Here is a 26,441-nt window from a genome sequence, read left to right as displayed (position 1 = left end):
ACTCAGGCCTGCTTCAGCGCCTTGATGTGGGCGGTGATGCGGCTCTTGTGGCGGGCAGCCTTGTTCTTGTGGATCAGGCCACGGGCCGAGTAGCGGTCGAGGATCGGCTGGGCGGTCGCGAAGGCGGCCTCGGCGGCCGGGGCGTCCTTGGCTTCCAGGGCCTTGAGGACCTTCTTCACGGCGGTGCGCAGCATGGAACGCTGGCTGGCATTGCGGGCGTTGCGGACGACGGTCTGCTTGGCGCGCTTCTTGGCGGACTTGATGTTGGCCACGGAGGGCTCCTGAAAACGTTGGAAAAGGGCCGGGCGTTGGGTTCCCGGCCGGGAATAGGGGGTCGAAAGACCCGAAATTATGGGGTATTCAGTAGCTTGAGTCAAATACCCCCGGGGGGGCGCCCGTGAGCGCGCCGGAGGCGACCCCGGCCAAGGGCGGGCTGCTGCGTTCCACCGCGGTTTTCAGCGCCATGACCCTGCTTTCGCGCATCGCCGGCTTCGCCCGGGACGTGGTGCAGGCGCATGTTTTCGGCGCCGGCGGCATCGTCGATGCCTTCGCGGTCGCCTACCGCATCCCCAATTACCTGCGCCGTATCTTCGCCGAGGGTTCGTTCGCTTCGGCCTTCGTGCCGGTGCTGTCGGAACTGCGCCAGCGCGGCGACCAGGCGGCGCTGAAGGACTTCCTCGACCACGTCGCCGGCGCCCTGTGCGCGGTGGTGCTGGTGGTCAGCGGCCTGGGCCTGCTGGCGGCGCCGCTGGTGGTGGCGCTGATCGCGCCGGGCCAGCTCGACGACCCGGCCAAGTTCGCGCTGACCTCCGACCTGCTGCGCATCGTTTTCCCCTACCTGGCGCTGGTGTCCATGACGGCCCTGGCCGGCGCCGTGCTCAACAGCTTCCAGCGTTTCGCCCTGCCGGCGGTGACCCCGGTGCTGCACAACCTGTCGGTGATCGCCGCCATGCTGCTGCTGGCACCCCTGCTGGCGGTGCCCATCCACGCCCTGGCCTGGGGCGTGCTGGCCGCGGGCTTCCTGCAACTGCTGCTGCTGTGGCCGGCGATGGGGCGGCTCGGCCTGCGGCCCCGGCTGCGGCTGAACTTCAAACACCCCGGCGTGCGCCGGGTTGGCGCGCTGATGCTGCCGACGCTGTTTTCATCGTCGGTGGCGCAGCTGAACCTGATCGTCGGCACCATGTTCGCCTCGCTGCTGATCGATGGCAGCCAGAGCTGGCTCTATTACTCCGACCGCCTGGTGGAGTTCCCGCTGGGCCTGTTCGGCGTCGCCCTGGGCACGGTGATCCTGCCGCACCTGGCGCGCCGCCACGCCGACACCGACGCCGCCGGTTACGCCAGTGCCCTGAACTGGGGCCTGCGCAGCGTATTCCTGCTCGCGGTGCCGGCGGCACTGGGCCTGGTGCTGCTGGCCGAACCGCTGGTGCTGACCATCTTCGAGCGCGGCGCCTTCAGCGCCGGCGACGCCCGCATGACCTCGCTGAGCCTGATGGCGATGTGCATCGGCATCCCGGGCTTCATGGCCACCAAGGTGCTGCTCTCGGCCTTCTACGCGCGCCAGGACACGCGCACCCCGATGCGGGCCGCGGTACGCACGGTTCTCATCAACGTGGCGCTGACGGCCGCCATCACCACGCCGCTGTGGCTGTGGGACGTTCCGGGCGCGCACGCCGGCATCGCGCTGGCCACCGGCCTGGCCGGCCTGGCCAATGCCGTCCTGCTGTGGCGGGCCCTGCGCCGCGAGGGCACGTTCGTGCTTTCGCCGGGCTGGGGACGCCACCTGCTGCGCGTGGGCGTGGCCAGCGTGGCACTGGCGGCGGCGGTGCTGGGCTGCCTGCAGGCCATCGGCGACTGGCGGGAATGGGCCGGCATCGCGCGCTGGGGGCTGTTGCTGGCCGTGGTCGGTGCCGGTGCCGGTGCCTACGGGCTGGGGCTGCTGGCCACGGGCTGGCGACCGCGTGAACTGCGCGGGCCGTGAGCGGGGCCGGCTATAATTCCCTGATGGACAAGCTGTTCCGGGACGTCGAGGGCGAATGCATCGCCCCGCAGGGCAGCGTGGTTTGCATCGGCGCCTTCGACGGCCTCCACCGGGGGCACCAGGCCCTGGTCGGCCACGTGCGGGCGCGTGCGCGCGCCCTGAGCCTGATGGCCGTGGCGCTGAGTTTCGAACCCCTGCCGCGCGAATATTTTTCACCCGCTGATCCGCCGGCGCGCCTGCTGCTGCCGCGAGCTCGCTTCGAGGGCCTGTGCCGGCTGGGCATGGACGCCGTTGGCCTGCTGCGCTTCAACGCGGCGATGGCGGCGATGTCCCCGGAAGCTTTCGTGGAAAAGGTGCTGGTCGGGCGACTGGCCGCGCGCGAGGTCTGGGTGGGGCCGGGTTTCCGCTTCGGGCACCGCCGTGCCGGCGACCTGGCGACCCTGCAGGCGCTGGGCAAGGTCCACGGGTTTGAAGCCACCGAAGTGCCGGTCGTCGCCGACCGGGATGAACGTGTGTCGGCCAGCGCCGTCCGGGGCCACCTGGCCAGCGGCGACCTGGAGGCGGCGGCCCGGGCCCTGGGTCGGCGTTATGCCATCGCCGGCACCGTGGTGCGCGGCAAGCAGCTGGGCCGCCAGCTCGGCTACCCTACGGCGAACATCCGCCTGGCCGGCAAGCGGGCGCCTTTGGGCGGCATCTTCGCGGTCTGGGTGCACGGCATCGGCCCCGAGCCGCGCGCCGGCGTGGCCAGCCTGGGCACGCGGCCGACGGTGCAGGGTGTCGAGCCCCTGCTCGAGGCACATGTGTTCGACTTCGACGGCGACCTCTATGGAAGCCGCATCGAGGTGGAGTTCGTCGCCAAGCTGCGCGACGAGGAAAAATTCGACGACCTGCCGTCCCTGGTCCGCCAGATGGACGAGGATTCCCGGCAGGCCCGGCGCGTCTTGCGCCACGACATGGAAACATCCGGAGCGAGTGCGTGAGCGAAGTGACCGTAACTGGCGGCAAGGACTACAAGCACACCATCAGCCTGCCCGAGACGGCATTCCCGATGCGCGGCGACCTGCCCAAGCGCGAGCCGGGCATGCTGGCGGCATGGCAGCAGATGGGGCTGTACCAGCGCATACGCGAGAAGGCCCAGGGCCGGCCGCTGTTCGTGCTGCACGACGGCCCGCCGTATGCCAACGGCTCGATCCACATCGGCCATGCGGTGAACAAGATCCTCAAGGACCTGGTGGTGAAGTCGAAGCTGCTTTCGGGCTTCGACGCGCCCTACGTACCGGGCTGGGACTGCCACGGCCTGCCGATCGAACTGGTGGTCGAGAAGAAGCACGGCAAGGTGGGCACCAAGCTCGACGCCGCCGCTTTCCGCGCCAAGTGCCGCGAGTACGCCGCCGAGCAGATCGAAGGGCAGTCGAAGGACTTCCAGCGCCTGGGCGTGCTGGGGCAGTGGGACAAGCCGTACCGCAGCATGGACTTCAGCTTCGAAGCCGACATGCTGCGTTCGCTGGCGAAGATCGTCGAACGCGGACACCTCACGCGCGGCGTCAAGCCGGTGCACTGGTGCTTCGATTGCGGCTCGGCCCTGGCCGAAGCCGAGATCGAATACGCCGACAAGGTGTCGCCGGAAGTGGACGTGGCCTATGACGCCCACGACCCGGCCGCGCTGGCGGCGAAGTTCGGTGCCGATGCGGGCGACGCCATCGTCGCGGTGCCGATCTGGACCACCACGCCCTGGACCCTGCCGGCGTCGCTGGCCGTCACCCTGGGCGCCGAGATCGACTACGTGCTGGTCGAAGGCCCGGCGCGCGCCGGCAAGCGCGTGCTGCTGGTGCTGGCCGAAATCCTGCACGAGGGCGCGCTCAAGCGTTACGGCATTGAAAACCCGGTGGTGCTGGGCCGCGCCGTCGGCGCCGACCTCGAAGGCGGCGTGCTCTCGCATCCGTTCTATGACCGCGACATCCCGCTGATCCTGGGCGAACACGTCACCACCGAGGCGGGCACCGGCGCCGTGCACACCGCGCCCGGCCACGGCCAGGAGGATTACCAGGTCGGCGTCAAGTACGGCCTGCTGGACAAGTACAAGCAGCCGCAGCTCAACCCTGTCGGCGGCAACGGCGTCTACCTGCCGGGAACGCCGATATTCGAAGGCCAGTTCATCTGGAAGGCCAACGACACCATCACCGCGCTGCTGGCCGAGCGCGGCGTGCTGTTGGCCTCGGGCAAGATGGAGCACAGCTACCCCCATTGCTGGCGGCACAAGACGCCGGTGGCCTTCCGCGCCACGCCCCAGTGGTTCATTTCGATGAGCCAGGCGAACCTGCGCCGGGACGCCCTGGCGGCGATCGGCCAGGTCGGCTGGGTGCCGGACTGGGGCCAGGCGCGCATCGCCGGCATGGTCGAGGGCCGCCCGGACTGGTGCATCAGCCGCCAGCGCACCTGGGGCGTGCCGATCGCGCTGTTCATCCACAAGGTCAGCGGCGAGCCGCACCCGCGCTCGGTCGAACTGATGCGCGCGGTCGCCGACCGCGTCGCGGAGCAGGGCGCCGATGCCTGGTATTCGCTGGACCCGGCCGGGCTGCTGGGCGACGAGGCCGGTGACTACGAAAAGGTCAACGACATCCTCGACGTCTGGTTCGATTCCGGCGTCACCCACGAGGCCGTGCTGGCCGCGCGCCCGGAGGACGGCCTGCGCAAGCCCGCCGACCTGTACCTGGAGGGCAGCGACCAGCATCGCGGCTGGTTCCAGAGCTCGCTGCTCACGGGCATCGCGATGGACGGCGCCGCGCCCTACAAGGAAGTGCTGACGCACGGTTTCACCGTCGACGCACAGGGCCGCAAGATGTCCAAGTCGGTCGGCAACGTGGTCGAGCCGCAGAAGGTCAACGACGCGCTGGGCGCCGACGTGCTGCGCCTGTGGGTGGCGTCGGCCGACTACCGCAACGAGATGTCGGTGTCCGACGACATCCTCAAGCGCACCGCCGACAGCTACCGCCGCATCCGCAATACGCTGCGCTTCCTGCTGGGCAACCTGCACGGCTTCGACCCGGCGAAAAACGCCGTGGCCCATGACAAGCTGCTGCTGCTCGACCAGTGGGCCGTGCACCGCGCGCACACGCTGCAGGCCGAGATCGCCGCCGCCTATGCGCGCTACGACTTCGCCGCCGTGGTGGCCAAGGTGCAGAACTTCTGCACCAACGACCTGGGCGCCGTGTACCTGGACGTCACCAAGGACCGGCTGTACACCATGCCGGTGGACAGCCTGGGTCGGCGTTCGGCGCAGACGGCCATGTTCCACATCGCCGAGGCCTTCGTGCGCTGGATCGCGCCGGTGCTGAGCTTCACCGCCGCCGAGGCCTGGGGTTTCCTGCCCGGCAAGCGCGAAGAGCACGTGCTGTTCGCGACCTGGTACGACGGCCTGGCGCCGATGCCGGCCGATGCCGCGCTCTCGGTCGCCGACTTCGACCGCCTGCTTGAGCTGCGTGAGGAAGTGAGCAAGGTGCTCGAACCGATGCGTGCCGGTGGCGACATCGGCGCTTCGCTGGAAGCCGAAGTGGACCTGTCGGTGGATCCGGCGGTGGCGTCCAGGCTGGCACCGGTCGCCGACGAACTGCGCTTTTTCTTCATCACCTCGCGCCTGGACCTCGAGCCTGGCAGCGCCGGTGCGGCCAAGGTGGACGCCAGTGCCAGCGGGCACGGCAAGTGCGTGCGCTGCTGGCACTACCGCGCCGACGTCGGCAGCCACGCCGACGATCCGCAGCTATGCGGCCGCTGCGTTGAAAACGTCAACGGCGCCGGCGAATCCCGGCGGTGGTTCTGATGGCCTCGCCGCGCCCGAACGCGCTGGCCTGGCTGGGCCTGTCCGGCGTGCTGGTGGCCCTGGACCAGTGGAGCAAGTGGCTCGCCATGGCGACGCTGGAGTACGGCAATCCGGTGCCCTTCATCGAGGGCTTCTGGAACTGGACCCTGGTGCACAACTTTGGCGCCGCCTTCAGCTTCCTGTCCGACGCCGGTGGCTGGCAGCGCTGGTTCTTCACCGTGCTGGCGATCGGCATCAGCGCCGGCCTGGTGGTGTGGCTGGCGCGCACCCCGCGAAGCGACTGGCGTACGGCGCTGCCGTTCGCGCTGGTGATCGCCGGCGCCATCGGCAACGTGATCGACCGCATCCGCTTCGGCTACGTGGTCGACTTCGTGGACTGGTACCTGGGGACCTGGCATTGGCCCGCCTTCAACGTGGCCGATTCGGCCATCGTCGTGGGCGCGCTGCTGCTGGTCTTGTTCAGCTTCAAGTCGCCGCCGGCGGCCGGTAAAGGCGGATAATCCTGGCCATGGACGTCCTGCTCGCCAATCCCCGCGGTTTCTGCGCCGGCGTCGACCGCGCCATCGAAATCGTCAAGCGCGCCATCGACTCGCTGGGCGCACCGATCTACGTACGCCATGAAGTGGTGCACAACCGCTTCGTGGTCGAAGACCTGCGCCAGCGCGGCGCCGTGTTCGTCGAAGAGCTCGACGAAGTGCCGGCCGGCGCCACCGTCATCTTCAGCGCCCACGGCGTCTCCCAGTCGGTGCGCGCGGAAGCCGAGCGCCGTGGCCTGAAGGTGTTCGACGCCACTTGCCCGCTGGTCACCAAGGTCCACATCGAAGTGGCGCGCCACTGCCGCGCCGGTCGCGACGTGGTGCTGATCGGCCACGCCGGTCACCCGGAGGTGGAAGGCACCATGGGCCAATGGCGCCGGGAACACGGCAACAACCACATCCACCTGGTCGAGGACGTGGCCGGCGTGGCGCTGCTGCAGCCCACCCAGCCACAGAACCTGGCCTACACCACCCAGACCACGCTGTCGGTGGACGACACCAAGGAAATCATCGCGGCCCTGCAGGCACGTTTCCCGGCCATCCAGGGCCCCAAGCACGACGACATCTGCTACGCGACCCAGAACCGCCAGGACGCCGTGCGCGTGCTGGCCGGGCAGGCCGAGGTGGTGCTGGTGGTCGGTTCGGTGAACAGCTCCAATTCCAACCGCCTGCGCGAGCTGGCCGAAAAGCAGGGCGCCCGCGCCTACCTGATCGACGGCGCCTCCGACATCAACCCCGAGTGGGTGGCCGGCGTGGCCCGGGTCGGCATCACCGCCGGCGCCTCGGCCCCGGAAGTGCTGGTCCAGGACGTGGTCCAGCGCCTGCGCGACCTGGGTGCCACCACGGTGGAGCACCTTGAGGGCAAGCCCGAGGACGTGGTCTTCGCGCTGCCCAAGGAACTGCGGATCCAGCTGGTGAGTTGACCGGGCGTCCCGCAACGCCTGGCAGTCGCGTCTTCGCCCGGAGTGGCGATGTCTCACGGACAGGGCATTACCCATGAAGGTCACCGTCTTCAGCGCGAAGGATTTCGATCGGCGATTCCTCGATGCAGCCAACGCCTCCGCGGGCGGTCATCAGATTGACTATCTCGACGTCAGGTTGAGCCCCGCCACGGCCTTGCTGGCCAAGGGCTCGGGCGCCGTCTGTGCCTTCGTCAACGACCAGCTGGACCGGGCGACCCTGTCGATCCTGGCGGAGCTCGGAATCAAGCTGGTGGCTTTGCGCAGTGCTGGTTTCAATCATTGCGACCTGGTGGCCGCAAGCGAATTGGGGATCACGGTCGCGCGGGTGCCCGCCTATTCCCCCTACGCGGTGGCCGAGCACACGGTGGCGCTGATGCTGTCGCTCAACCGCCATATCCATCGCGCCTACGCCCGGGTGAGGGACGGCAACTTCGCACTCGATGGCCTCATGGGCTTCGACATGCGGGGACGAACCGTAGGCCTCATCGGCATTGGCACGATCGGTATCGAGGTCGCGCGCATCCTGGCGGGAATGGGCTGCCGGCTCCTGGGCAACGACCCGCAGCCTTCGCCGGCGTTCACCGCGCTGGGTGGCGCCTACGTGGAGCTGTCCCGGCTCTACGCCGATTCCGACATCATCAGCCTGCACTGTCCGCTCACACCCGGCACCCGGCACCTCGTGGATGACGCCGCCATCGCCGCAATGAAAAAGGGCGTGATGCTGATCAACACCAGTCGCGGCGCGGTTGTGGACACCAAGGCGGTCATCGCCGGGCTCAAGTCCGGCACCATCGGCTACCTTGGGCTGGATGTGTACGAAGAAGAAGGTGATTTGTTCTTCGAGAACCTGTCCGACCAAATGCTGCACGATGATGTCTTCGCACGCTTGCTCACTTTCCCCAATGTCCTGGTCACCGGGCACCAGGCCTTCTTCACGATCGAAGCGCTCACGGCGATCGCCGACACCACCATCCTCAACATCAGCCGCTTCGAAGCCACCGGCAGTGCGGCGCACGAAGTGTCAGTCGAGCGGATCGCCTGAGCCTGGCGGTTCCGCGGGCATAAAGCCAAAGCAGCCTGGCCAGGGAGGCGCGGGTGCCCGGGGGCGGATAGATCGGCGTCACTGGCGGCGGGTCTGCCCTGGAAATTGACCGCAGGGCCCCGCGAAGCCTAGAATTCGCGCCTTCCGCCGGAATAGCTCAGTTGGTAGAGCGGCGCATTCGTAATGCGTAGGTCGCAGGTTCGACTCCTGTTTCCGGCACCATCTTCGACGCGATCGGGTGAAGGCCAATGCGCGCTGCCTTGGACCTTCCGGGCTCAATCAAGCACGCCGCGCTGCGGCTGATGCCCTGGGTGAAGACGGCGTGGGCCACGCACAGGCCCACGGGGCTGCGCTTCCTGGTTTCCCCGCGCGACGTGGTCGGCCGCACCATCATGCGACGCCATGGCTACGAACCCGGCCTCACCGACTGGCTGCTGGCCGCGATCAACGCCGGCCCCGGCGGCGTGTTCGTGGACGTCGGTGCCAACCTGGGCTGGTTCACGCTGCAGTCGGCACGGCTGGCGAAGGTCGAGCGCGTCGTCGCCATCGAGCCGGACGTGGGCAACCACCGCTTGCTGCAAGCCAATCTGGAACGCAATGCCCTGGCCCGGCGGGTGGACGCGGTGGCCTGCGCCGCGGGCAAGGGCAGCGGCCTGGCCCTGCTCAACCGCTACAAGGGCTCGAACCTGGGCAAGCACTCACTGGCCGTCGACCACGGCCAGGGTGGCACCTGGGTGCCGGTGGAATCGCTCGACGTGCTGCTCGACCGGCTTGGCCTGGCGCAGGCACCCCTGGCGGCGATCAAGGTGGACGTCGAAGGTTACGAACCGCTGGTGATGCAGGGTGCGCAGGGTGCGCTCGCCCGCGCCCGGGCGCTGCTGGTCGAACTCTCGCCGGCGCTGTCGCGCGCCGGCGGGCTGGACGTGGCGCAGGCGCTGGACGACATCGCCGGCGCCGGCTTCCTGCCCGATACCTGGGACCAGCCGGGCGCCGTGCCGGACTTCGCCGGGCTGCGCGGGTTCGCCGGTCAGGCCACGGTGGGTTTCCTGAAAGCGGGCGCCTGAGGCGCAGCTTCCTTAACCGGGTCGCGCGGTATTCCTACGGCGCCCATCGCACTGCCTTGCCACCCTAGTCGCGTCCAATGACGGGCGAGGGAGGAAGCATGAGCAGTCTCAAGACGATGGTAATCGGGTGCCTGCTGGCTGCCTGCGGCGGCCTTGCGCTGGCAGCGCCCGCGGCGGGCGTGGGCAAGCGGCCGGTGCGGCTGGCGCCCAAGCCGGCGGAGGTCTGTTCGGCGATGTCGGTGTCCAAGCACTACACGCTGGCCGACGCCGATTTCGGCTGGGTCCGCGACCGGCTCAACGCCACGCTGGACCGCGTGCCTGCGGATCCGGCCGGACACTTCCGCAAGGCCGCCGGCCACCGAATCCCGGCCGGTGCCACCCAGTTCGGCCTGAGGCTCGACCACGCGCGCTGCGACACCGTGCAGGGGTCGCTTGCCGGCGAAGTACTGCGTGTTGGTTCCGGCGTCCCGACCAAGGACTGCCGCGAAGCCGGCTGCGAGGATCCGCTGCCGGGCTGGACGGCGCCGGAGGGTTCGACGATGGCGCTCTGGACCTGCGAGGGAAACGTCTTTCGCGAAGTCGTCTACGAGCGGGTCAATGGCAGCTGGCGCGTCAAGTCCGTGCGCGAAGAACTCGTGGCCAGCTGCCAGGCGGGCAAGGAGCAGGGAGAAGGCAAGGTGCCGCGTGACGGCAAGGAATAGATTGGGTGGCCGGGGCGGGTTGGTGGCCATGGCCCGCCCCGGTCAGGCGAGGTTCGGCTGCGCTCGCGCCGGGGGGACTAAGCTGGGGGCCGTGATCGCCGACGGAGTTCCCCATGTCACAGGACACCGAACGATCCGCACGGCTGCACCGCATGGTCACGCCGGACCACGTGTGCCCCTATGGCCTGAAATCGCGCTGGCTGTTGCGGCGCAAGGGCTTTGAAGTCGACGACCGCTGGTTGACCAGCCGGGCTGAAACCGACGCATTCAAGGAAGAACACGGCGTCGAGACCACGCCGCAGACGTTCATCGATGGACGCCGTGTGGGTGGTTACGACGACCTGCGCAAGTATTTCGGCTTGAAAGTGCGCAGTGACGATGAAACCAGTTACACGCCCGTGCTGGCGGTTTTCGCCGTGGCGGCACTGCTGGCCGCCGCCAGCCTATGGCCGGCCCTGGCGGTGGTGCCGCTGGCCGAACGTTTCATCGCCATCGGCATGTGCCTGCTGGCCATGCTGAAGCTGCAGGACGTCGAACAGTTTTCGAGCATGTTCCTCCACTACGACCTGCTGGGGCGGCGCTTCGTGCCCTACGCCTATTTTTATCCGTTCGCCGAACTGGCGGCGGGGCTGCTGATGCTGGCGGGCACGCTGCACATGGTGTCGGTGCCGCTGGCCCTGTTCATCGGCGGCGTCGGCGCGGTGTCGGTGTTCAAGGCGGTGTACGTGGACAAGCGCGAACTGCGCTGCGCCTGCGTCGGCGGGGGCAGCCAGGTGCCGCTGGGCTTCGTGTCGCTTACCGAGAACCTGATGATGCTGGCCATGGGCGCCTGGATGGGCTGGCGCTACCTGCTGCCGGTGCTCTGAGGCGGGGCGCCGGCCCGGGCCGGCCAGCGTTAGACTGGCGGCCATGTGCGCACGCTACGCCCTGTTCGGCCCCTTCAACCCGGGCAACCTGGTGCCGGGTTTCGTCGAGCATGTGGTCAATCCGCTCGCCGGTTTTGCCCACTACAACATCGCGCCCAGCCTCGTGAACCCGGTGGTGGTGGCCGGTGGTGGTGGCCCGGGGCTGGAGTCGATGCGCTGGGGCCTGCTGCCGCACTGGGCGAAGGACCCGAAGATCGCCTACTCGACGATCAATGCCCGTGCCGAAACCCTGGCCGAAAAACCCGCCTTTCGCGACGCCTGGCGCCGGGGCCAGCGCTGCCTGGTGCCCGTCACCGGCTGGTACGAATGGGTGGACCAGGGAGGCAAGCGCAAGCAGCCGTATTTCCTGCGCTCGGCCGAGGGCGCCAACCCGATGATGTTCGCCGGCCTGTGGTCGCGATGGACCGACGCCGACGGAAAATCCGTGGCCACGTACACGGTGGTCACGACGGAAGCCATGGGCGACGTGCGCCGCGTGCATGACAGGCAGCCGCAGGTGCTGCCCCCCGAGGCATGGTCGACCTGGCTGCAGGCCCCGGTGCCGGAGGCCGAAGCGCTCCTGCAGCCCGTCGTCACCGCGCTGCGCATCCACCCGGTGGGCTCGGACGTGGGCAATCCCCGCAACCAGGGCGCGTCGCTTGTCGAACCCTTGGCCGATGCGGGCTGACGCAGCAGGCTGGCTTTCAAGCCCCGACGACAGGGAGGTGGCAGATCGTGCTTCCATTCAACGCTGATCAGTTTTTTGCCGTATTCCGCGTCTACAACGAGGCGGTATGGCCTGCGCAGGTAATTCTCGCCGGGTTGGCATTGGCGGCGCTCTGGCTTGTTGCGCGGCCCAACCGGTGGTCGAACCAGGGTGTCGCCGCAATTCTTGGCCTCTTCTGGTTGTGGCTGGGCCTGGTTTATCACCTGGCGTTCTTCACGACCATCAATCCCATGGCGTTTGCGTTTGCCACTTTTTCAACGCTGGGCGGCCTTGTGTTCCTTTGGTTCGGGGTCGTCAGGCGAAAGCTTCGTTTCAGGCTGGCGATGGACGTTTGGGGTCTATCGGGATTGGCCCTGGTCGTTTTCGGTCTTCTCGTCTATCCGGCCTTGTCGGTCCTGGCCGGCCACCGCTACCCGGCGTTTCCCACGTTTGGACTGCCTTGCCCGACGACCATCTTCACCGTGGGCATGCTGGCGTTCCTGGTGCCTCCCTACCCGTGGCTGCCCCTCGTCGCCCCGGTGCTTTGGTGCCTGGTTGGCGCATGGGCCGCGTTTCTCCTCGGCGTGCCCCAGGATGCGGCGCTGCTGCTGGCGGCAGCAGTGGGCGTCTGTTTGTTCCGGCGGTCCCGGGCTGCCGGCCCTCCCGCGGTTGGCGCGGAGTGATCTACTCGCCGTCCTAGCGGAAATCCCGCGACCTTGCGTTGAGCTGGTGCGCCAGGGCGCTTTCGTCGTGCAGGCGGCTGGCGATGAGGTGGTGCACGCCGTCGACGGTTTCCCAGCGGCCTTCGACGCCCAGCAGGCGGGACTCGATGAGCACGCGGCGCTGGCGTTCGCCGAGGTCGCGCCAGACCACCACGTTGACCATGCCGTCCTCGTCCTCGAGGGTGATGAAGGTGGTGCCGCTGGCGGTTTCGGGGCGTTGGCGCATGGTCACCAGGCCGGCGGCGCGCACGCGGCTGCCGTGCGGCAGTTCGCGCAGTTCACGCGAACGCCGGTAGCGGCGGCTGGCCAGCTGGCGGCGCAGCAGCGACAGCGGATGCGGGCCCAGCGTCAGGCCCAGGCGGGCGTAGTCGGCCAGCAGGTCCTCGCCGGTGCTGGGCACGGGCAGGCTGACGGCGTCTTCGGCCGGCGAACCGTCGAACAGCGGCAGCTGCGCCTCGACGCCGCCCACGGCCCAGCGTGCACGGTGCCGGTGGCCGGCCAGCCCCTTCAGGGCACCGGCCTCGGCCAGCAGGGCACGGGCGCGTTCGTCCAGGTTGGCGCGATGGCACAGGTCGGCGACGTCGTCGAAGGGGCGGGCCGCGCGCGCGGCGACCAGCGCCTCGCCGGCGGCGCGCGGCAGGCCGGCGATTTCGCGCAGGCCCAGGCGCAGGGCCGGCTGCCGGGCGGCATCGCCGGGCCAGGCTTCCAGCGCGTTGTCCCAGTGGCTGTGGCGCACGTCCACCGGCCGCACGACGACGCCACCGCGGCGCACGTCCTGAACCAGCTGGCTGTTGGAATAAAAACCCAAGGGCTGCGAGTTCATCAGCGCGCAGGTGAAGGCGGCCGGCTCGTGGCACTTGAGCCAGCAGCTGGCGTAGGTGATCAGCGCGAAGCTGGCGGCGTGTGATTCCGGGAAGCCGTAGCTGCCGAAGCCGCGGATCTGTTCGAAGATGCGTTCGGCGAAGTCGGTGTCGTAGCCGTTTTTCGCCAGGCCGGCGAACAGGCGGTCGCGGAAGTGTTCGAGCCCGCCGCGGCGTTTCCAGGCGGCCATGCCGCGCCGCAGTTCGTCGGCTTCGCCGGCGGAAAAGCCGGCGGCGACGATCGCCACCTGCATCACCTGTTCCTGGAATAGCGGCACGCCCAGGGTGCGCCGGAATACTTCCTCCAGCGCCGCCGACGGGTAGGTCACCGGCTCCAGGCCCTGCCGGCGCTGCAGGTAAGGGTGCACCATCTTTCCCTGGATCGGCCCGGGCCGGACGATGGCCACCTGCACCACCAGGTCGTAGAAGGTGCGCGGCTTGAGCCGCGGCAGCATGGCCATCTGCGCGCGTGATTCGATCTGGAAGACGCCGACGGTGTCGGCCCGGCGGATCATCGCGTAGGTGGCCGGGTCCTCGGCGGGAATGGTCGCCGGCGTGAGGTCGCGGCCGCGGTGTTCGCGCAGCAGCGCCAGGCATTTGCTGACCGCGGTGAGCATGCCCAGCGCCAGGCAATCGACCTTGAGCAGGCCCAGGGATTCGAGGTCGTCCTTGTCCCATTCGATCAGCGTTCGCTCGGGCATGGCGGCGTTCTGCACCGGCACCAGGTGGTGCAGCGGCTGGCCGGAGATGACGAAGCCGCCGACGTGCTGGCTGAGGTGCCGGGGCGTGTCGAGCAGCTGGCGTGTGAGCGCCAGCACCCGCCGCATGACCGGCGAGCCGGCGTCGAAGCCACGTTCGTGCAGGCGCTCCTCGATCGGCGATTCACCGTCCCACCAGGCGAAACAGCGGCTCAGCTGGTCCACCTGGTCCGGCGGCAGGCCCAGGGCCCGGGCGACGTCGCGCACGGCGCTCTTGCCGCGATAGCAGATGACGGTGGCCGCCAGTGCGGCGCGGTCGCGGCCGTACTTGCGGAACACGTATTGGATGACTTCCTCGCGTCGTTCGTGTTCGAAATCGACGTCGATGTCGGGCGGTTCGTTGCGCTCCTTCGACAGGAAACGCCCGAACAGCAGGTTCATGCGCGCCGGGTCCACCTCGGTGATGCCCAGCGCGAAACACACCGCCGAGTTCGCCGCCGAGCCGCGGCCCTGGCACAGGATGCCCTGGCTTCGTGCGAACACCACGATGTCGTGCACGGTCAGGAAAAACGCTTCGTACTGCAGTTCGGCAACCAGCAGCAGCTCCTGCTCGATCTGCGCGCGCACTTTTTCCGGCGTGCCGTCGGGCCAGCGCCGCGCCATGCCTTCGGTCGTGAGTTCGCGCAGCCAGCTCGACGGCGTATGGCCCTCGGGCACCAGTTCGCGCGGGTAGCGGTATTGCAGCGTGCCCAGGTCGAAGCGGCAGCGCGCGGCGATGCGACGGGTTTCCTCGAGCAGGTCCGGTGGGTAGATGGCCGCCAGCGCCCGGCGCGTGCGCAGGTGGCGCTCGCCGTTGGGGAAAAGATGCGCGCCGGCGTCGGCCACGGTGAGGTGGTGGCGGGTGGCGGTCAGCACGTCCTGCAGCGCGCGCCGGCCGCGCACGTGCATGTGCACGTCGCCGCTGGCCACCGCCGGCAGGCCCAGCATGGTGGCCAGCGCCCGCAACCTTGCCAGCCGGGCGTCGTCGTCGGGGCCGCGGTGCAGTTCCACCGCGAGCCAGCAGCGGCCAGGGAAACAGCCGTGCAGCCATGCACCTTCGTCCGGGTCCGGTTCGGCACCGGGCAGCCACAGCGCCAGCAGGCCGGTGTTGTCGGCCTGAAGGTCGTGGCGGTGCAGCCGGTATTCGCCCTTGGCGCTGCGCCGGCGGCCGGTGGTGACCAGTTCGCACAGGCGCCGGTAGCCGGCCTCATCCTCCACCAGCAACACGCAGCGTGGGCCATCGTCCAGGCGCAGCTCGCTGCCGGTGATCAGCGGCACGCCGGTGGCTTTGGATGCTTCCCAGGCGCGCACGATGCCGGCCAGGGTGCATTCGTCGGTGATCGCCAGCGCGGCGTAGCCCTGCTGCCTGGCGCGTTCGAATAGGTCGCGCGCGCCCGATGCCCCGCGGCCGAAGCTGAAAGGCGACAGGCAGTGCAGTTCGGCGTAGCCGGGCGTGCTCACGCGAACCAGCCGTGCAGCATGAAGGGCCCACGTTCGCCGGCGGCGCAGAAGATCCAGGCGCGCTGGCCTTCGGCGGTGAGCGCGACGTAATAATCGCGGCGCAGGTCGTCGCCGTCCCACCAGCCCGATTCGATGCGCTCGGGCCCGGCCAGCAAACGTGGCGCCGCGCCGCGCAGCGGGATGGGACGTTCAAGCAGCCAGGTCGGGCGGGGCAGGGCGGGTGGCAAAAGGTAACGACCGCGCAGTTCGCGCACCCGGCGCTGGGCGTGTTCGGGGCGCGGGTCGGCGTGCGGCGCCCACTGGTGCACGGCGTCGTTGCCCAGGCGGGCCTGCAGCCGCGCCTGCAGGGCCGGCCAGTCCATCGCGCCGGCGGGCCGGGCCTCGAACAGGTCGCGCCCGGCCGGCACGAAGGGCGGCAGGTCGGTGGCGCGGATGCCGAAGGCGCGCACCGGTGCCGGGATCGGTTCACGTTCGATCACCAGTTTCGCCAGATCGAACAAGCGCGCCGGATCGCGTTCGGCCGCGACCGCGCCGACCACGTGCGCGCTGGGCGGACGCAGGTCGTGTTCGTACACCAGCTCGAACTGCTGCACGCCGCCGTCGCGGCCAACCAGGAAAGCGCACAGGTCGCCGAGCAAGCGTTTCAGCGGGAACAGCAGGCCGGTGTGGTAGCGGATTTCGTCGTCGAACTCGAAGCGCGCCTCGAAGATGTCCGGCGGCTGGTAACACGGCCGCGGGTCGGGCGCGTCGCCGGTGAGCCGGTCGAGGGTGTCGAGCAGGCCGACGCCAAAGCGCCGGCGCAGGCCCGGCCGCGGCAGCGCGAACAACTGCCGCAGGCGGCGCAGGCCCAGGCTGGCCAGGGCGGCGTGCGTGCGTTGATCGAACGGCGCCAGCGCCACCGGCAGGACGCCCAGGGCGCGGCGCAGCTGGACGCCGTCGCGCACCACCAGGCCGTCCTGCTGCTTCGCCAGGCACAGCGCGCCCAGCGGCGTCGGCGCCACCGCCAGCGTATGCGCCAGTCCCAGTTCGCGCAGGTCATCGCGCAGCAGGCGTTCAAAACGTGGCCAGGGCCCGAACAGGCCCAGGCTGCCGCCGACCTCGAGCCATAGCGTGTCGGCACCGTCGCGGCAGACCTGGCCGGAATAGCGGTAGGCCCAGGCGCAGGCCAGGTCGAGCAAACGGCTGGCTTCGCCCGCGTCGAAGGACACGGCAGCGAGGGTGGGGCATAGCGCCATTGCCGCCGCCAGCGGCTGCCCGGTGCGCACGCCGGCGGCCAGCGCGGACGCATTGGCCTGCACCACCATCCGCCGCTGCGGCGGCCCGTCGGCCAGGGCCAGCGGGGCGCTGGGGTCAGGCTGGCGCCGGAGCGCGGCGTCGAGCGCCCGTCGCGGCAAATGGATGGCGGCCCAGAGCACGGCGTGCCGGCATCAGTGCCGAAGGGCCGGTGCGTAGGGCACCGGCAACGCAGGGGGATGGCTGCCGCGGCATTTGAGTATGCGCAGCCCGCCACTTTCGAACTGCAGCCGCAGCGCCGCCGGCGAAGGATTGCGCGCCGCCGCCAGCGGCCGGAACAGGAAGCCCAGGGCCTGGCCGGCTTCCGCCGCCACCTGCAGCCGGCGCAGGGTTTTGTCGTCGGCGCGCTGGGGCCAGCCCAGCACGGCGCCGCAGGCCTGGCTGCGCAGGCATTGTTCCAGCGCCCAGGCCGACTGCCGGCCGCCGGTGTCGACGATGTGCAGGCGCGCGAGATCGATGCCGGCGCGGGCCAGCGCCGGCGCGTAGGGCCGGTAGGGCGGGTCCACCCAGGCGATGTCGCGGCCGGCGCGGCTGAGCCGGGCCAGGGTGGGCAGCAGCAGCGAGAGTTCGCCGATGCCGTCGGCCGGCAGCAGCAGTTCGGTGAGCGCGGCCTCGGGCCAGCCGCCGGCGGGCAGGGCGGCGTCGAGCGCAGCGTGGCCGGTGGGTTCGCGCGTGGCCTGCGCCTGGCCACGCGGCTGGCCGCGCCAGAGCCGGCGCTGGGCCAGCAGGGTGTCGAGGGAAAGCACGGCGCCCATGTCAGCCCCGGCGCACCAGGCCGCAGTACACGCCTTCGATGGCGAACACGGCGCCGGAGGGCACCTCGATGGGGGCGTGGTCGGGGTTGCGCGGCAGCAGGGTGATGCGGTCCTTGCGGCGGCGCAGGCGCTTGACCGTGAGTTCGCCGTCCAGGCGTGCGACCACGATCTGGTTGTCGCCGGCGTCGGGCGTGCGGTGCACGGCGATCAGGTCACCGTCGAAGATGCCGTCGTCGCGCATCGAGTCGCCCTTCACCCGCAGCAGGTAATCGGGCCGCGGGAAGAACAGTGCGCGGTCGAGCAGCAGGTGGCCTTCGAAGTCCGGGTCGCCGATGGGTTCGCCGGCCGCCACCTTGCCCAGCACCGGCAGCGACAGCGAATGCACCGGCGCCGGCAGCGTGGCCAGGCGGATGCCGCGGGCCTGGCCCGGCAGCAGGGTGAGCGCGCCCTTGGCCTCGAGTGCCTGCAGGTGGGCCTGCGCCGACCGCGCCTGCCGGAAGCCGAAGTGGCGGGCGATTTCGGCCAGGGTGGGCGGCCGGCCCTCGCGCGCGACCTGGGCGGTGACGAAGTCGAGGATGGCCTGCTGGCGGTCGGTGAGGGTATCCATGGCACAAATATATGTGGTATTCCTGTGTCCGGCCAGTCCCCCGTCGCCGGGCGTGGGGGCAGCCTGCCCCCGGGCAGGCTCACGGCCTGAGACGTGGCCCGGCTACCCTTTGTTTCCCGCCAAGTTCCCCAAGCGAGCCCCGACCCCATGGCCAAAGCCAAGACCGCCTACGTCTGCAGCGAATGCGGCTCCTCCACCACCCAGTGGCAGGGCCAGTGCGGCGACTGCGGCGCCTGGAACACGCTCACCAGCTTCGTGGTCGAGCCGGCCAGCAGCGCCAAGGCCGCGGCGCCGGCGGCGGTCCGCCACGGCGGCTGGGCCGGGCGCCCCGAAGCCGCCGGCGTCACCGCCCTGCGCGACGTCAGCCAGGACGCCGAGGTGCGCGTGTCCACCACCATCGGCGAGCTCGACCGCGTGCTCGGCGGCGGCATGGTCGAAGGCTCGGTGGTGCTGGTCGGCGGCGACCCCGGCATCGGCAAGTCCACCCTGCTGCTGCAGGCGCTGGCACTGATGTCGGCGCGGCTGCCGGCCCTGTACGTCACCGGCGAAGAAAGCCTGGCCCAGGTCGCCGGCCGCGCCCAGCGCCTGGGCCTGCCGCTCGACAACCTGCACGCGCTGGCGGAAACCTGCGTGGAGAAAATCCTGGCCCAGGCGACGTCGGCGAAACCTTCGCCGCGCCTGCTGGTGGCCGACTCCATCCAGACGCTGTGGAGCGAACTGCTCACGGCCGCACCGGGATCGGTCAGCCAGGTGCGCGAAAGCGCCGCCAAGCTGGTGCGTTTCGCCAAGGAAACCGGCACGTCCGTCTTCCTGGTCGGCCACGTCACCAAGGAAGGCGGCATCGCCGGCCCGCGCGTGCTCGAACACATGGTCGACGCGGTGCTGTATTTCGAAGGCGAGGCGGGCAGCCGCTTCCGGGTGCTGCGTGCGTTCAAGAACCGCTTCGGCGCGGTCAACGAGCTCGGCGTGTTCGCGATGGGTGACAAGGGCCTGCGCGAAGTGCCGAATCCTTCGGCGATCTTCCTGTCGGGTTCAAGCACGGCGCAGCCGGGCAGCGCGGTCATGGTGACGCGCGAGGGCACGCGGCCGCTGCTGGTGGAGGTGCAGGCGCTGGTCGATGCGTCGCCGCTCTCGAATCCGCGCCGCGTCGCCCTGGGCCTGGAACAGAACCGGCTGGCGATGCTGCTGGCGGTGCTGCACCGCCACGGCGGCGTGGTGACCGGTGACCAGGACGTGTTCGTCAACGTCGTCGGCGGCATCCGCGTGCAGGAAACCGCGGCCGACCTGCCGGTGCTGCTGGCCGTGCTCAGCTCGCTGCGCGACCGGCCGCTGGCCGAAAAAACCATCGCCTTCGGCGAGGTGGGGCTCAGCGGCGAAATCCGCCCCGTTCCAAACGGCGAAGAACGCCTGAAGGAAGCCGCCACCCACGGTTTCAGGCGCGCCATCGTGCCCAAGGCCAACGCGCCGAAGAAGGGCGCCTACAAGGACATGGAAGTCATCGCCGTCGAACGGCTCTCCGAAGCGCTGGAGGCGGCCGCACAGTAGGGGGGCGGCCTGGCCGGTACCGGGTCTGCGCCGCGTTGAGCTTGGATTGCAGGCCTGCGTCCGGCTCCGCCCCACCTGATTGCCTGCATCCGCTGCACCGGGGCATCACTTCGCCAAAGGACCCTTCCACCATGACGGTCAACCGCAGGCTCGATATCGAAGTCACCTTCAACTGCACCCACAACCCCGACGATAGCTACGGGGGCGACGCGACATATCGCCAAACCGGTTCCACGCCGGACATGGGGACGGTGGTGGACAGCAACGGCGCCATCAACCTCGATCGGGCCGCCAGCTTCGACTCCAGCGTCTACAACAACAACGTGGACATCTACCTCACCCTGGTCACGCCTTCCGGGGTCAGTCCGGACAACATCACCACGCCCGTGGCCTGGGCGACCCAGTACGGGCAGGGCGTCACCCTGCATCCGCCTGAAGGCGGCGGCACGCTCGGGGAGTTCTCGGTCGAAACCGTGCCCGGCAACCCAAACCAGATGGTCATCCGCGACAAGGACGACGACAGCAACACGTACAACTACAAACCCGCCGTCGAGTTGCTCGAACACGACCACTACTACATCAGCCTGGATCCGCCGATCGTCAACCGCCCGCCGGCCAGGTAATCCCTGGCCCTCAGGGGCGCTGCAGCACCAGTTCGTAGACGAACTTGCTGCCGAAGAAGGCCAGCAGCAACAGGACCATGGCGAACAGCGTCAGCTTGGCCGCGCGCGGGCCACGCCAGCCCCAGCGCCAGCGGCCGAACAGCAGCACCACCAGCACGATCCAGGACAGGATCGAAAGCAGGGTCTTGTGGCCCAGGTCCTGGGCGAACAGGTCATCAACAAAAAGGACGCCGGTCAGCAGGGTCAGGCTGAGCAGCACGAATCCTGCCGCCAGGCTGCGGAAGAGCAGGGTTTCCATCTGCGTCAGCGGCGGCAGCAGGCGCATCCAGCCGCCCAGGTGGCGCTGGCGCAGGGCGTGGTCCTGGAACCACAGCATCAGCGCCAGCAGCGTGGCCACCGCCAGGGTGGCGTAGGCCAGAAGGGCCATCAGGGCGTGCAGCTGCAGGCGCCAGTCCAGGTCGACGCGGGCGACGCTGCCGCCCAGCAGGGCATAAGCCAGCAGCACCAACGCCGCCAGCGGGAAAACGATGATGCCCAGGGCTTCGATGCGCTGTGCCGGGCCGAGCACCGTGGTCAGCGCGGCCATGCCCAGGCCCACCAGCGACAGCGCCGGGAAGAAGTGCAGGTCGGCCGCGCCCATCTGCTGCCAGGCCCAGCCGTGCAGCGCCGCGTGCAGCACCACCGCCGGCAGTGCCAGCCACAGCCAGCGGCGGGGCGCCGGATGCGAGGCCTGCGCATGCCCGGCCAGCTGCTGGCTGGCGAAGGCGTACAGGAGGGTCGCGAGCAGGGCTAGGACGAGGGTGGGCATCGGTCGAGTTTGGCACAGCGGCGGGCCAGCCGAGAACCATTCTCGACTGGCCGGGGGCGTCCGGTGCCGCGCGTTATACTTCGCGCCCCACAAGTGAAGACCCCTGGCCCATGTTCGAGTCGCTGACCCAGCGCCTGTCCGGCACCCTCCAGAAACTGCGCGGCCGCGGCCGCCTGACCGAGGAGAACATCCGCGAAGCCACCCGCGAGGTTCGCATCGCGCTGCTCGAGGCCGACGTCGCCCTGCCGGTGGTGTCGGCCCTGATCGAACGCATCAAGGTGCGCGCGGTCGGCCAGGAAGTGCTGACCAGCCTCACGCCCGGCCAGGCCCTGATCAAGGTCGTGCGCGACGAGATGGCCGCGGTGATGGGTTCCTCGGCCAGCGAGCTCAACCTCAACGTGCCGGCGCCGGCGGTCATCCTGATGGCTGGCCTGCAGGGCGCGGGCAAGACCACTACGGTCGGCAAGCTCGCCAAGCACCTGAAGGAGCGCAAGAAGAAGAAGGTGATGGTGGTGTCGGCCGACGTCTACCGCCCGGCCGCGATCGCCCAGCTCGAAACCCTGGCCAAACAGGTGGACGTGCTGTTCTTCCCGTCCAGCGCCGACCAGAAGCCCGATGCCATCGTTCGCGCCGCCATCGACGCCGCGCGCAAGAGCTTCGTCGACGTGCTGCTGGTGGACACCGCCGGCCGCACCACGATCGACGAGGCCATGATGGCCGAGATCCAGGCCCTGCACGCCGCGGTCAATCCGGTCGAAACCCTGTTCGTGGTCGATGCCATGACCGGCCAGGATGCCGCCAACACCGCCAAGGCCTTCGCCGAAGCGCTGCCGCTGACCGGCGTGGTGCTGACCAAGACCGACGGCGACGCCCGCGGCGGCGCCGCGCTGAGCGTGCGCTACATCACCGGCAAGCCGATCAAGTTCGTCGGCGTCGGCGAAAAACCCGACGGCCTGGACGTGTTCCATCCCGACCGTGCCGCCAGCCGCATCCTGGACATGGGCGACGTGCTCAGCCTGGTCGAGGAAGTCGAGCAGAAGGTCGACAAGGACAAGGCCCAGAAGCTGGCCGAGAAGGTCGCCAAGGGCAAGAAGTTCGACCTCAACGACATGCGCGACCAGCTCGAGCAGATGCAGAACATGGGCGGCCTGTCGGGCCTGATGGACAAGCTGCCCGGCATGGGCCAGATGCCCGAGCACGTGAAGGCCCAGGTCACCGGCAAGGAAGTGCCGCGCATGGTCGCCATCATCAATTCGATGACCAAGAAGGAGCGCCGCAATCCCGGCCTCCTGAACGGCTCCCGCCGGGCCCGGGTGGCCCGGGGCTCGGGCACCAGTCCGGCCGAGGTGAACAAGGTCCTCAAGCAGTACCAGCAGATGGAAAAAATGATGTCCAAACTGTCCCAGGGCGGCATGAAGGGCCTGATGCGGGGCATGAAGGGCATGATGGGCGGGGGGCTCCCGGGTCGTTTCCCGGGCCGCTGAGCCGCCAGCCTTCCCAACTCCGGCAAAATCCCGCTATAATCCGCGATTCCCCGGGCCGCCTTGCGGTCTGGACCACCGTCCCAGAACTGCAGAGCTAATTCTCATGGTCAAGATCCGTCTGACCCGCGGCGGCGCCAAGAAGCGCCCCTTCTACCACATCATCGTCACCGACTCGCGCAACAAGCGCGACGGCCGCTCGATCGAGCGCCTGGGTTTCTACAACCCGGTCGCCCAGGGCAACGAAAAGCGCGTCGAGCTCAACACCGAGCGCGTCGAGCATTGGGTTTCCCACGGCGCCCAGCTGACCGAGAAGGTCAGTGCGCTGGTGAAGGAAGTCTCCACGGCCAAGGCCGCGGCCTGAGGCCCCGGCCTCGCCCCGCGCGAGGCCTGATCTGATGACCAACGGGCGCCGCATCCTGCTGGGCAGGGTCGCCGGCGCCTTTGGCGTCCGGGGCGAGATAAAGCTTTTCTCCTGGACCGAGCCCCGCGATGCCCTGTTCCGCTACCAACCCTGGATCCTGCGTTCCGGCGAAACCGAACGCGAGATCACGGGCGTGCACGGCCGGGACACCACCAAGACCGTAATCGCCCGTTTCCCCGACGTGGAAACGCGTGAACAGGCCGAAGCCCTGGCCGGCACCGAAATCTGGGTGCCCCGCGACCGCCTGCCGCCCCCGGCCCCCGGTGAATATTATTGGGCCGACCTGGAAGGGCTGGCCGTGGAAACCACCGAAGGCGTGTCCCTGGGCAAGGTCTCGCACCTGTTCGAAACGGGCGCCAACGACGTGATGGTGGTCGAAGGCGACCGCAAGCGTTTGCTGCCCTTCGTCACCGGCCAGTACATCGTGTCGGTCGATTTCGAAGCCGGCCGCATCGTGGTCGACTGGGACCCGGACTTCTGAGCCCGGTGCCGCCCATGCGCATCGACGTCGTCAGCCTGTTCCCCGAGTTCATCCGCGACAGCGCCGCGCTGGGCGTGGTCGGCCGTGCCCAGGAAAGGGGCCTGCTGGCCGTCCAGGCCTGGAACCCGCGCGATTACGCCACGGACAACTACCGCCGCGTCGACCAGCGCCCCTTCGGTGGTGGCCCCGGCATGCTGATGCTGGCCGAGCCGCTTGCGGCCTGCCTGGCCGCGGCCAGGGCCGCCGACCCGGCGCCGGCCCGGGTGATCTACCTCAGTCCCCAGGGGCCGCGCCTGACCCAGGCCAAGGTCCGCGAGCTGGCCGCACTGCCACGCCTGGTGCTGCTGTGCGGCCGCTACGAGGGTCTCGACGAGCGCTTCATCCAGGACCAGGTCGACGAGGAGCTGTCGATCGGCGACTACGTACTGTCCGGCGGCGAACTGGCCGCGGCGGTGCTGGTGGACGCCGTCGGCCGGCTGCAGGAAGGCGCCCTGAACCACGCCGACTCGGCCATCCAGGACAGCTTCGAGGACGGCCTGCTCGACTGCCCGCACTACACTCGTTCGGAAGCCTCGGGCACCGAGGGCGTGCCGGCGGTGCTGCTTTCCGGGGACCATGCCGCCATCGCCCGCTGGCGCCGCCAGCAGAGCCTGGGCCGGACCTGGCTGCGACGCCCGGACCTGCTGGCCCGGGCACGGCTGGACGCCGCCGACCGGACCCTGCTGGCGGACTTCATCGCCCAGTGGCGGGCCGGCCACCCGCCGGGGGCCTGAACCGCTTCCCTTTCAAGGGCTTGCGCGGGTATACTGCGCGGCTACACGGTCAGCTCACCGACCAGATCCACGATAGCCACGCACGGTTCCCGGGCCTCTGGCGCGCACTCAAAACAAACATCACAGGCGTATACATCATGAGCATCCACAAGCTGCTGCAGCAGTTCGAGGCCGAACAGGCCACCCGGGAAATGCCGAAGTTCTCCCAGGGCGACACCATCGTCGTCAACGTCAAGGTCAAGGAAGGCAACCGCGAGCGCGTGCAGGCCTACGAAGGCGTTGTCATCGCCATCAAGAACGCCGGCCTGAACTCCGCCTTCACCGTGCGCAAGATCTCGCACGGCTTCGGCGTCGAGCGCGTGTTCCAGACCCACAGCGCGATCATCGACTCGGTGACCGTCAAGCGTCACGGCAAGGTCCGCCAGAGCAAGCTGTATTACCTGCGTGGTCTGCAGGGCAAGAAGGCGCGCATCAAGGAAGACCTGGCCGCGCGTTCGAACAGCTGATCCGCGCTGCATGCTGCAAGCGAACGGCCGCCCTTGGGCGGCCGTTTGCATTGGTGGCGCCGGCGTTGCCCGCACTTGCCTGGGCGACGACCCGGTAGCAGGATCAGGGCATGGCCGCCGCCCGGGAAAATCCAACCGTGACCTGTCGCGCCCGCTCTCGTTTGCCTGGCCTGGTCGCAGCCCTGCTGATCGCCTGCGCGGTCTTTCCCGCGTGGGCGCAGGTGCCCGCCACCGGAATGCTGGAAGCGCAACCGGTGGAGCGCCCGTCAGAGCGCGTCGACGGCGGCGAGTTCGCGCGTCGTTTGCTCAGCCCGCTGTCGGGTCGCGACGTGACGCGTTTCCTGGCCGCCGAGGGCAGGAAACTTGCCGCGGAACCGTTTGCGCCGGGTGATTTTTCCGTCGATCTTTACGTGCCAAGGCGCCAGCCCGAGGCGGGTTATGGCCTGCTGGTGTTCGTGCCGCCGATGGACGAGTTCGCCATCCCCTCGGACTGGAAGCGGGTGCTGGAGCAGCGCGGCCTGCTGCTGGTGATGCCACGCGGCGCCGGCAACGACGCCGACGTGTTCGGCCGGCGCATCCCGGCGGTGCTGCACGCCGAGGCATTTGCCGCGTCCACCTACCGCCTCGACCCCGGGCGCCGGTATGTCGGCGGGTTCTCGGGCGGTGCGCGCCTGGCCCAACGCGTGGCACTGGCCTGGCCCGATGTTTTCCAGGGCAGCCTGCAGTTCGCCGGCAGCGTGCTGGTGGGGGAAAACCTGATGCCGCCGCCCGCGCGCGAGCTGTTCGACCAGGCGCGGCGGCAGGGCCGCTTCGTGCTGGTGTCCGGCGGCCAGGACATGCCGAACCGTCGCAACGACGCCCTGGCGCGCGAACGCTTCCAGGCCCTGTGTTTCGCCGGCGTGCGCAGCTTCGGTCCGGCGCGGCTGGACCACTGGGTGCCCGATGCCCGCGGCTTCGCCAAGGCGCTCGACCGGTTGGAAGCCCCGGCGCAGGCCAGCCCCGACATCGAAACCTGCGAGCGCGACCTCGACGCCGCCGTGGCGCGCGCACTGGACGGCGTACAGGCCCGGCTCGATGCCGGCGAAGTGATCGCCGCGCGCGACGCGCTGGTGGCGCTGGACGACCGCTACGGTGGCCTGGCCGCACCGCGTTCGCTCGATCTCGCCCGCGCCATCGAAGCCGCGCTGTCGGCCCGGGCACGTTGAGCCCGGGCCGCGCCCGGACGTAGCATGGCGCATGGCAAACCAATCTCCGCCTGCCGACGCGGGCGCGACCGTCCGGCTTGATGTCTGGCTGTGGGCGGCCCGCTTCTTCAAGACCCGTGCCCTGGCCAAACAGGCCATCGAGGGCGGCAAGGTGCAGGTGGCCGGGCAGGGCGCCAAGGCCGCGCGCAGCGTGCGCGTGGGCGAAACCATGCAGGTCCGGCGGGGCGAGGACGTCTTCGAGTTCCAGGTGCTTGGCCTCAGCGCACGTCGCGGGTCGGCCAGCGTGGCCCAGGCGCTTTACGCCGAAGACGAAAGCGCACGCGAGGCGCGACTGCGGGCTGCCGCCGAACGCCGCGCCGCCGTCGCCGGCTACCGGCCGCCGGCGGGCAAACCCGACAAGCGCGCGCGCCGGCTCATCCAGGCCCTGGGCGACCTGGACTCGCTGTAGC

Annotated in this window: 25 protein-coding genes, 1 tRNA gene and 2 pseudogenes; 22 read left to right on the top strand and 6 right to left on the bottom strand. The window is 69.5% G+C overall.

Annotated elements, in window-relative coordinates; genetic code table 11:
* Positions 1 to 2: 2 nt before the first annotated feature.
* Complete coding sequence (gene rpsT / locus ACYVJH_RS05695) at positions 3 to 272, bottom strand: 30S ribosomal protein S20 (protein ID WP_188661288.1); 270 nt, start codon at positions 270 to 272, stop codon at positions 3 to 5.
* Positions 273 to 397: 125 nt separating this feature from the next.
* Between rpsT and murJ the strand changes: the two genes are divergently transcribed.
* The 13 genes and pseudogenes from murJ (at position 398) to ACYVJH_RS05630 (ending at position 12,394) form a co-directional block, all read left to right on the top strand.
* Complete coding sequence (gene murJ / locus ACYVJH_RS05690) at positions 398 to 1,978, top strand: murein biosynthesis integral membrane protein MurJ (RefSeq protein ID WP_460453652.1); 1,581 nt, start codon at positions 398 to 400, stop codon at positions 1,976 to 1,978.
* Between the two features lie 23 nt (positions 1,979 to 2,001).
* Complete coding sequence (locus ACYVJH_RS05685) at positions 2,002 to 2,958, top strand: bifunctional riboflavin kinase/FAD synthetase (RefSeq protein ID WP_460453651.1); 957 nt, start codon at positions 2,002 to 2,004, stop codon at positions 2,956 to 2,958.
* Between the two features lie 68 nt (positions 2,959 to 3,026).
* A pseudogene (gene ileS, locus ACYVJH_RS05680) lies at positions 3,027 to 5,604 on the top strand (isoleucine--tRNA ligase); the annotation flags it as partial.
* Between the two features lie 68 nt (positions 5,605 to 5,672).
* Positions 5,673 to 5,795, top strand: a pseudogene (locus ACYVJH_RS05675) (zinc finger domain-containing protein); the annotation flags it as partial.
* The gene (gene lspA / locus ACYVJH_RS05670) at positions 5,792 to 6,295 is read left to right on the top strand and encodes a signal peptidase II (RefSeq protein ID WP_460454272.1); all 504 of its coding nucleotides are present in this window, start codon (positions 5,792 to 5,794) and stop codon (positions 6,293 to 6,295) included. The pseudogene ACYVJH_RS05675 and the gene lspA, both read left to right, overlap by 4 nt.
* An 8-nt stretch (positions 6,296 to 6,303) precedes the next feature.
* Positions 6,304 to 7,254 (top strand): 4-hydroxy-3-methylbut-2-enyl diphosphate reductase, encoded by a 951-nt coding sequence (ispH, locus tag ACYVJH_RS05665; protein ID WP_460453650.1) that lies wholly within the window; start codon positions 6,304 to 6,306, stop codon positions 7,252 to 7,254.
* A 73-nt stretch (positions 7,255 to 7,327) separates the two neighbouring features.
* Positions 7,328 to 8,335, top strand: a complete 1,008-nt coding sequence (locus ACYVJH_RS05660) for a 2-hydroxyacid dehydrogenase (RefSeq protein WP_460453649.1) — start codon at positions 7,328 to 7,330, stop codon at positions 8,333 to 8,335.
* A gap of 146 nt (positions 8,336 to 8,481) precedes the next feature.
* Positions 8,482 to 8,557, top strand: a tRNA-Thr gene (locus ACYVJH_RS05655).
* 26 nt (positions 8,558 to 8,583) lie between these two features.
* Positions 8,584 to 9,399 (top strand): FkbM family methyltransferase, encoded by an 816-nt coding sequence (locus tag ACYVJH_RS05650; RefSeq protein ID WP_460453648.1) that lies wholly within the window; start codon positions 8,584 to 8,586, stop codon positions 9,397 to 9,399.
* A 98-nt stretch (positions 9,400 to 9,497) separates the two neighbouring features.
* The gene (locus ACYVJH_RS05645; protein WP_460453647.1) at positions 9,498 to 10,100 is read left to right on the top strand and encodes a hypothetical protein; all 603 of its coding nucleotides are present in this window, start codon (positions 9,498 to 9,500) and stop codon (positions 10,098 to 10,100) included.
* Positions 10,101 to 10,213: 113 nt separating this feature from the next.
* Entirely contained in the window at positions 10,214 to 10,966 is a 753-nt protein-coding gene (locus ACYVJH_RS05640; RefSeq protein ID WP_460453646.1) for a MauE/DoxX family redox-associated membrane protein, read from the top strand.
* A 43-nt stretch (positions 10,967 to 11,009) separates the two neighbouring features.
* Positions 11,010 to 11,693 carry an SOS response-associated peptidase gene (locus ACYVJH_RS05635; RefSeq protein ID WP_460453645.1) on the top strand — a complete coding sequence of 228 codons (684 nt, stop codon included), beginning with the start codon at positions 11,010 to 11,012 and terminating at the stop codon, positions 11,691 to 11,693.
* Positions 11,694 to 11,740: 47 nt separating this feature from the next.
* A complete protein-coding gene (locus tag ACYVJH_RS05630; RefSeq protein WP_460453644.1) occupies positions 11,741 to 12,394 on the top strand; it encodes a DUF6064 family protein in 654 nt (217 codons plus the stop codon).
* Positions 12,395 to 12,407: 13 nt separating this feature from the next.
* On the opposite strand, the gene ACYVJH_RS05625 is transcribed toward ACYVJH_RS05630, so the two are convergent.
* The 4 genes from ACYVJH_RS05625 to lexA are packed head-to-tail and all read right to left on the bottom strand — an operon-like array spanning position 12,408 to position 18,146.
* Positions 12,408 to 15,491 (bottom strand): error-prone DNA polymerase, encoded by a 3,084-nt coding sequence (locus ACYVJH_RS05625; RefSeq protein ID WP_460453643.1) that lies wholly within the window; start codon positions 15,489 to 15,491, stop codon positions 12,408 to 12,410.
* Positions 15,488 to 16,906 (bottom strand): Y-family DNA polymerase, encoded by a 1,419-nt coding sequence (locus ACYVJH_RS05620; RefSeq protein WP_460453642.1) that lies wholly within the window; start codon positions 16,904 to 16,906, stop codon positions 15,488 to 15,490. The genes ACYVJH_RS05625 and ACYVJH_RS05620 overlap by 4 nt, the downstream gene beginning before the upstream one ends.
* A gap of 12 nt (positions 16,907 to 16,918) precedes the next feature.
* Entirely contained in the window at positions 16,919 to 17,539 is a 621-nt protein-coding gene (gene imuA, locus ACYVJH_RS05615; RefSeq protein ID WP_460453641.1) for a translesion DNA synthesis-associated protein ImuA, read from the bottom strand.
* A 1-nt stretch (position 17,540) separates the two neighbouring features.
* Positions 17,541 to 18,146, bottom strand: a complete 606-nt coding sequence (lexA, locus tag ACYVJH_RS05610) for a transcriptional repressor LexA (RefSeq protein WP_460453640.1) — start codon at positions 18,144 to 18,146, stop codon at positions 17,541 to 17,543.
* Positions 18,147 to 18,293: 147 nt separating this feature from the next.
* On the opposite strand from lexA, the gene radA reads away from it, so the two are divergent.
* Together radA and ACYVJH_RS05600 are read left to right on the top strand one after the other, a co-directional pair.
* Positions 18,294 to 19,691 carry a DNA repair protein RadA gene (radA, locus tag ACYVJH_RS05605; protein ID WP_460453639.1) on the top strand — a complete coding sequence of 466 codons (1,398 nt, stop codon included), beginning with the start codon at positions 18,294 to 18,296 and terminating at the stop codon, positions 19,689 to 19,691.
* A 131-nt stretch (positions 19,692 to 19,822) separates the two neighbouring features.
* Positions 19,823 to 20,314: a hypothetical protein gene (locus tag ACYVJH_RS05600; RefSeq protein ID WP_460453638.1), complete on the top strand. Its 492-nt coding sequence runs from the start codon at positions 19,823 to 19,825 to the stop codon at positions 20,312 to 20,314.
* A gap of 10 nt (positions 20,315 to 20,324) precedes the next feature.
* On the opposite strand, the gene ACYVJH_RS05595 is transcribed toward ACYVJH_RS05600, so the two are convergent.
* Positions 20,325 to 21,122, bottom strand: coding sequence for a cytochrome C assembly family protein (locus ACYVJH_RS05595; protein WP_460453637.1), 798 nt, complete (start codon positions 21,120 to 21,122; stop codon positions 20,325 to 20,327).
* A gap of 110 nt (positions 21,123 to 21,232) precedes the next feature.
* Between ACYVJH_RS05595 and ffh the strand changes: the two genes are divergently transcribed.
* The 7 genes from ffh to ACYVJH_RS05560 all read left to right on the top strand — a co-directional run bounded on the left by ffh (position 21,233) and on the right by ACYVJH_RS05560 (position 26,440).
* Entirely contained in the window at positions 21,233 to 22,606 is a 1,374-nt protein-coding gene (gene ffh, locus ACYVJH_RS05590; RefSeq protein WP_460453636.1) for a signal recognition particle protein, read from the top strand.
* A gap of 103 nt (positions 22,607 to 22,709) precedes the next feature.
* Positions 22,710 to 22,967, top strand: coding sequence for a 30S ribosomal protein S16 (gene rpsP / locus ACYVJH_RS05585; RefSeq protein ID WP_188661339.1), 258 nt, complete (start codon positions 22,710 to 22,712; stop codon positions 22,965 to 22,967).
* Positions 22,968 to 23,001: 34 nt separating this feature from the next.
* The gene (rimM, locus tag ACYVJH_RS05580) at positions 23,002 to 23,508 is read left to right on the top strand and encodes a ribosome maturation factor RimM (protein WP_460453635.1); all 507 of its coding nucleotides are present in this window, start codon (positions 23,002 to 23,004) and stop codon (positions 23,506 to 23,508) included.
* A 14-nt stretch (positions 23,509 to 23,522) separates the two neighbouring features.
* Positions 23,523 to 24,281 (top strand): tRNA (guanosine(37)-N1)-methyltransferase TrmD, encoded by a 759-nt coding sequence (gene trmD / locus ACYVJH_RS05575; RefSeq protein WP_460453634.1) that lies wholly within the window; start codon positions 23,523 to 23,525, stop codon positions 24,279 to 24,281.
* A 137-nt stretch (positions 24,282 to 24,418) separates the two neighbouring features.
* Positions 24,419 to 24,787, top strand: coding sequence for a 50S ribosomal protein L19 (rplS, locus tag ACYVJH_RS05570; protein ID WP_425488988.1), 369 nt, complete (start codon positions 24,419 to 24,421; stop codon positions 24,785 to 24,787).
* A 254-nt stretch (positions 24,788 to 25,041) separates the two neighbouring features.
* Positions 25,042 to 25,992 carry an alpha/beta hydrolase family protein gene (locus ACYVJH_RS05565; RefSeq protein ID WP_460453633.1) on the top strand — a complete coding sequence of 317 codons (951 nt, stop codon included), beginning with the start codon at positions 25,042 to 25,044 and terminating at the stop codon, positions 25,990 to 25,992.
* A gap of 31 nt (positions 25,993 to 26,023) precedes the next feature.
* The gene (locus ACYVJH_RS05560) at positions 26,024 to 26,440 is read left to right on the top strand and encodes an RNA-binding S4 domain-containing protein (RefSeq protein WP_460453632.1); all 417 of its coding nucleotides are present in this window, start codon (positions 26,024 to 26,026) and stop codon (positions 26,438 to 26,440) included.
* Position 26,441: the final 1 nt, after the last annotated feature.

Source organism: Arenimonas aestuarii (assembly GCF_054781715.1).
Note: the sequence above shows the minus strand (reverse complement) of the source record. Positions and strands in the feature narration are given on the sequence as shown.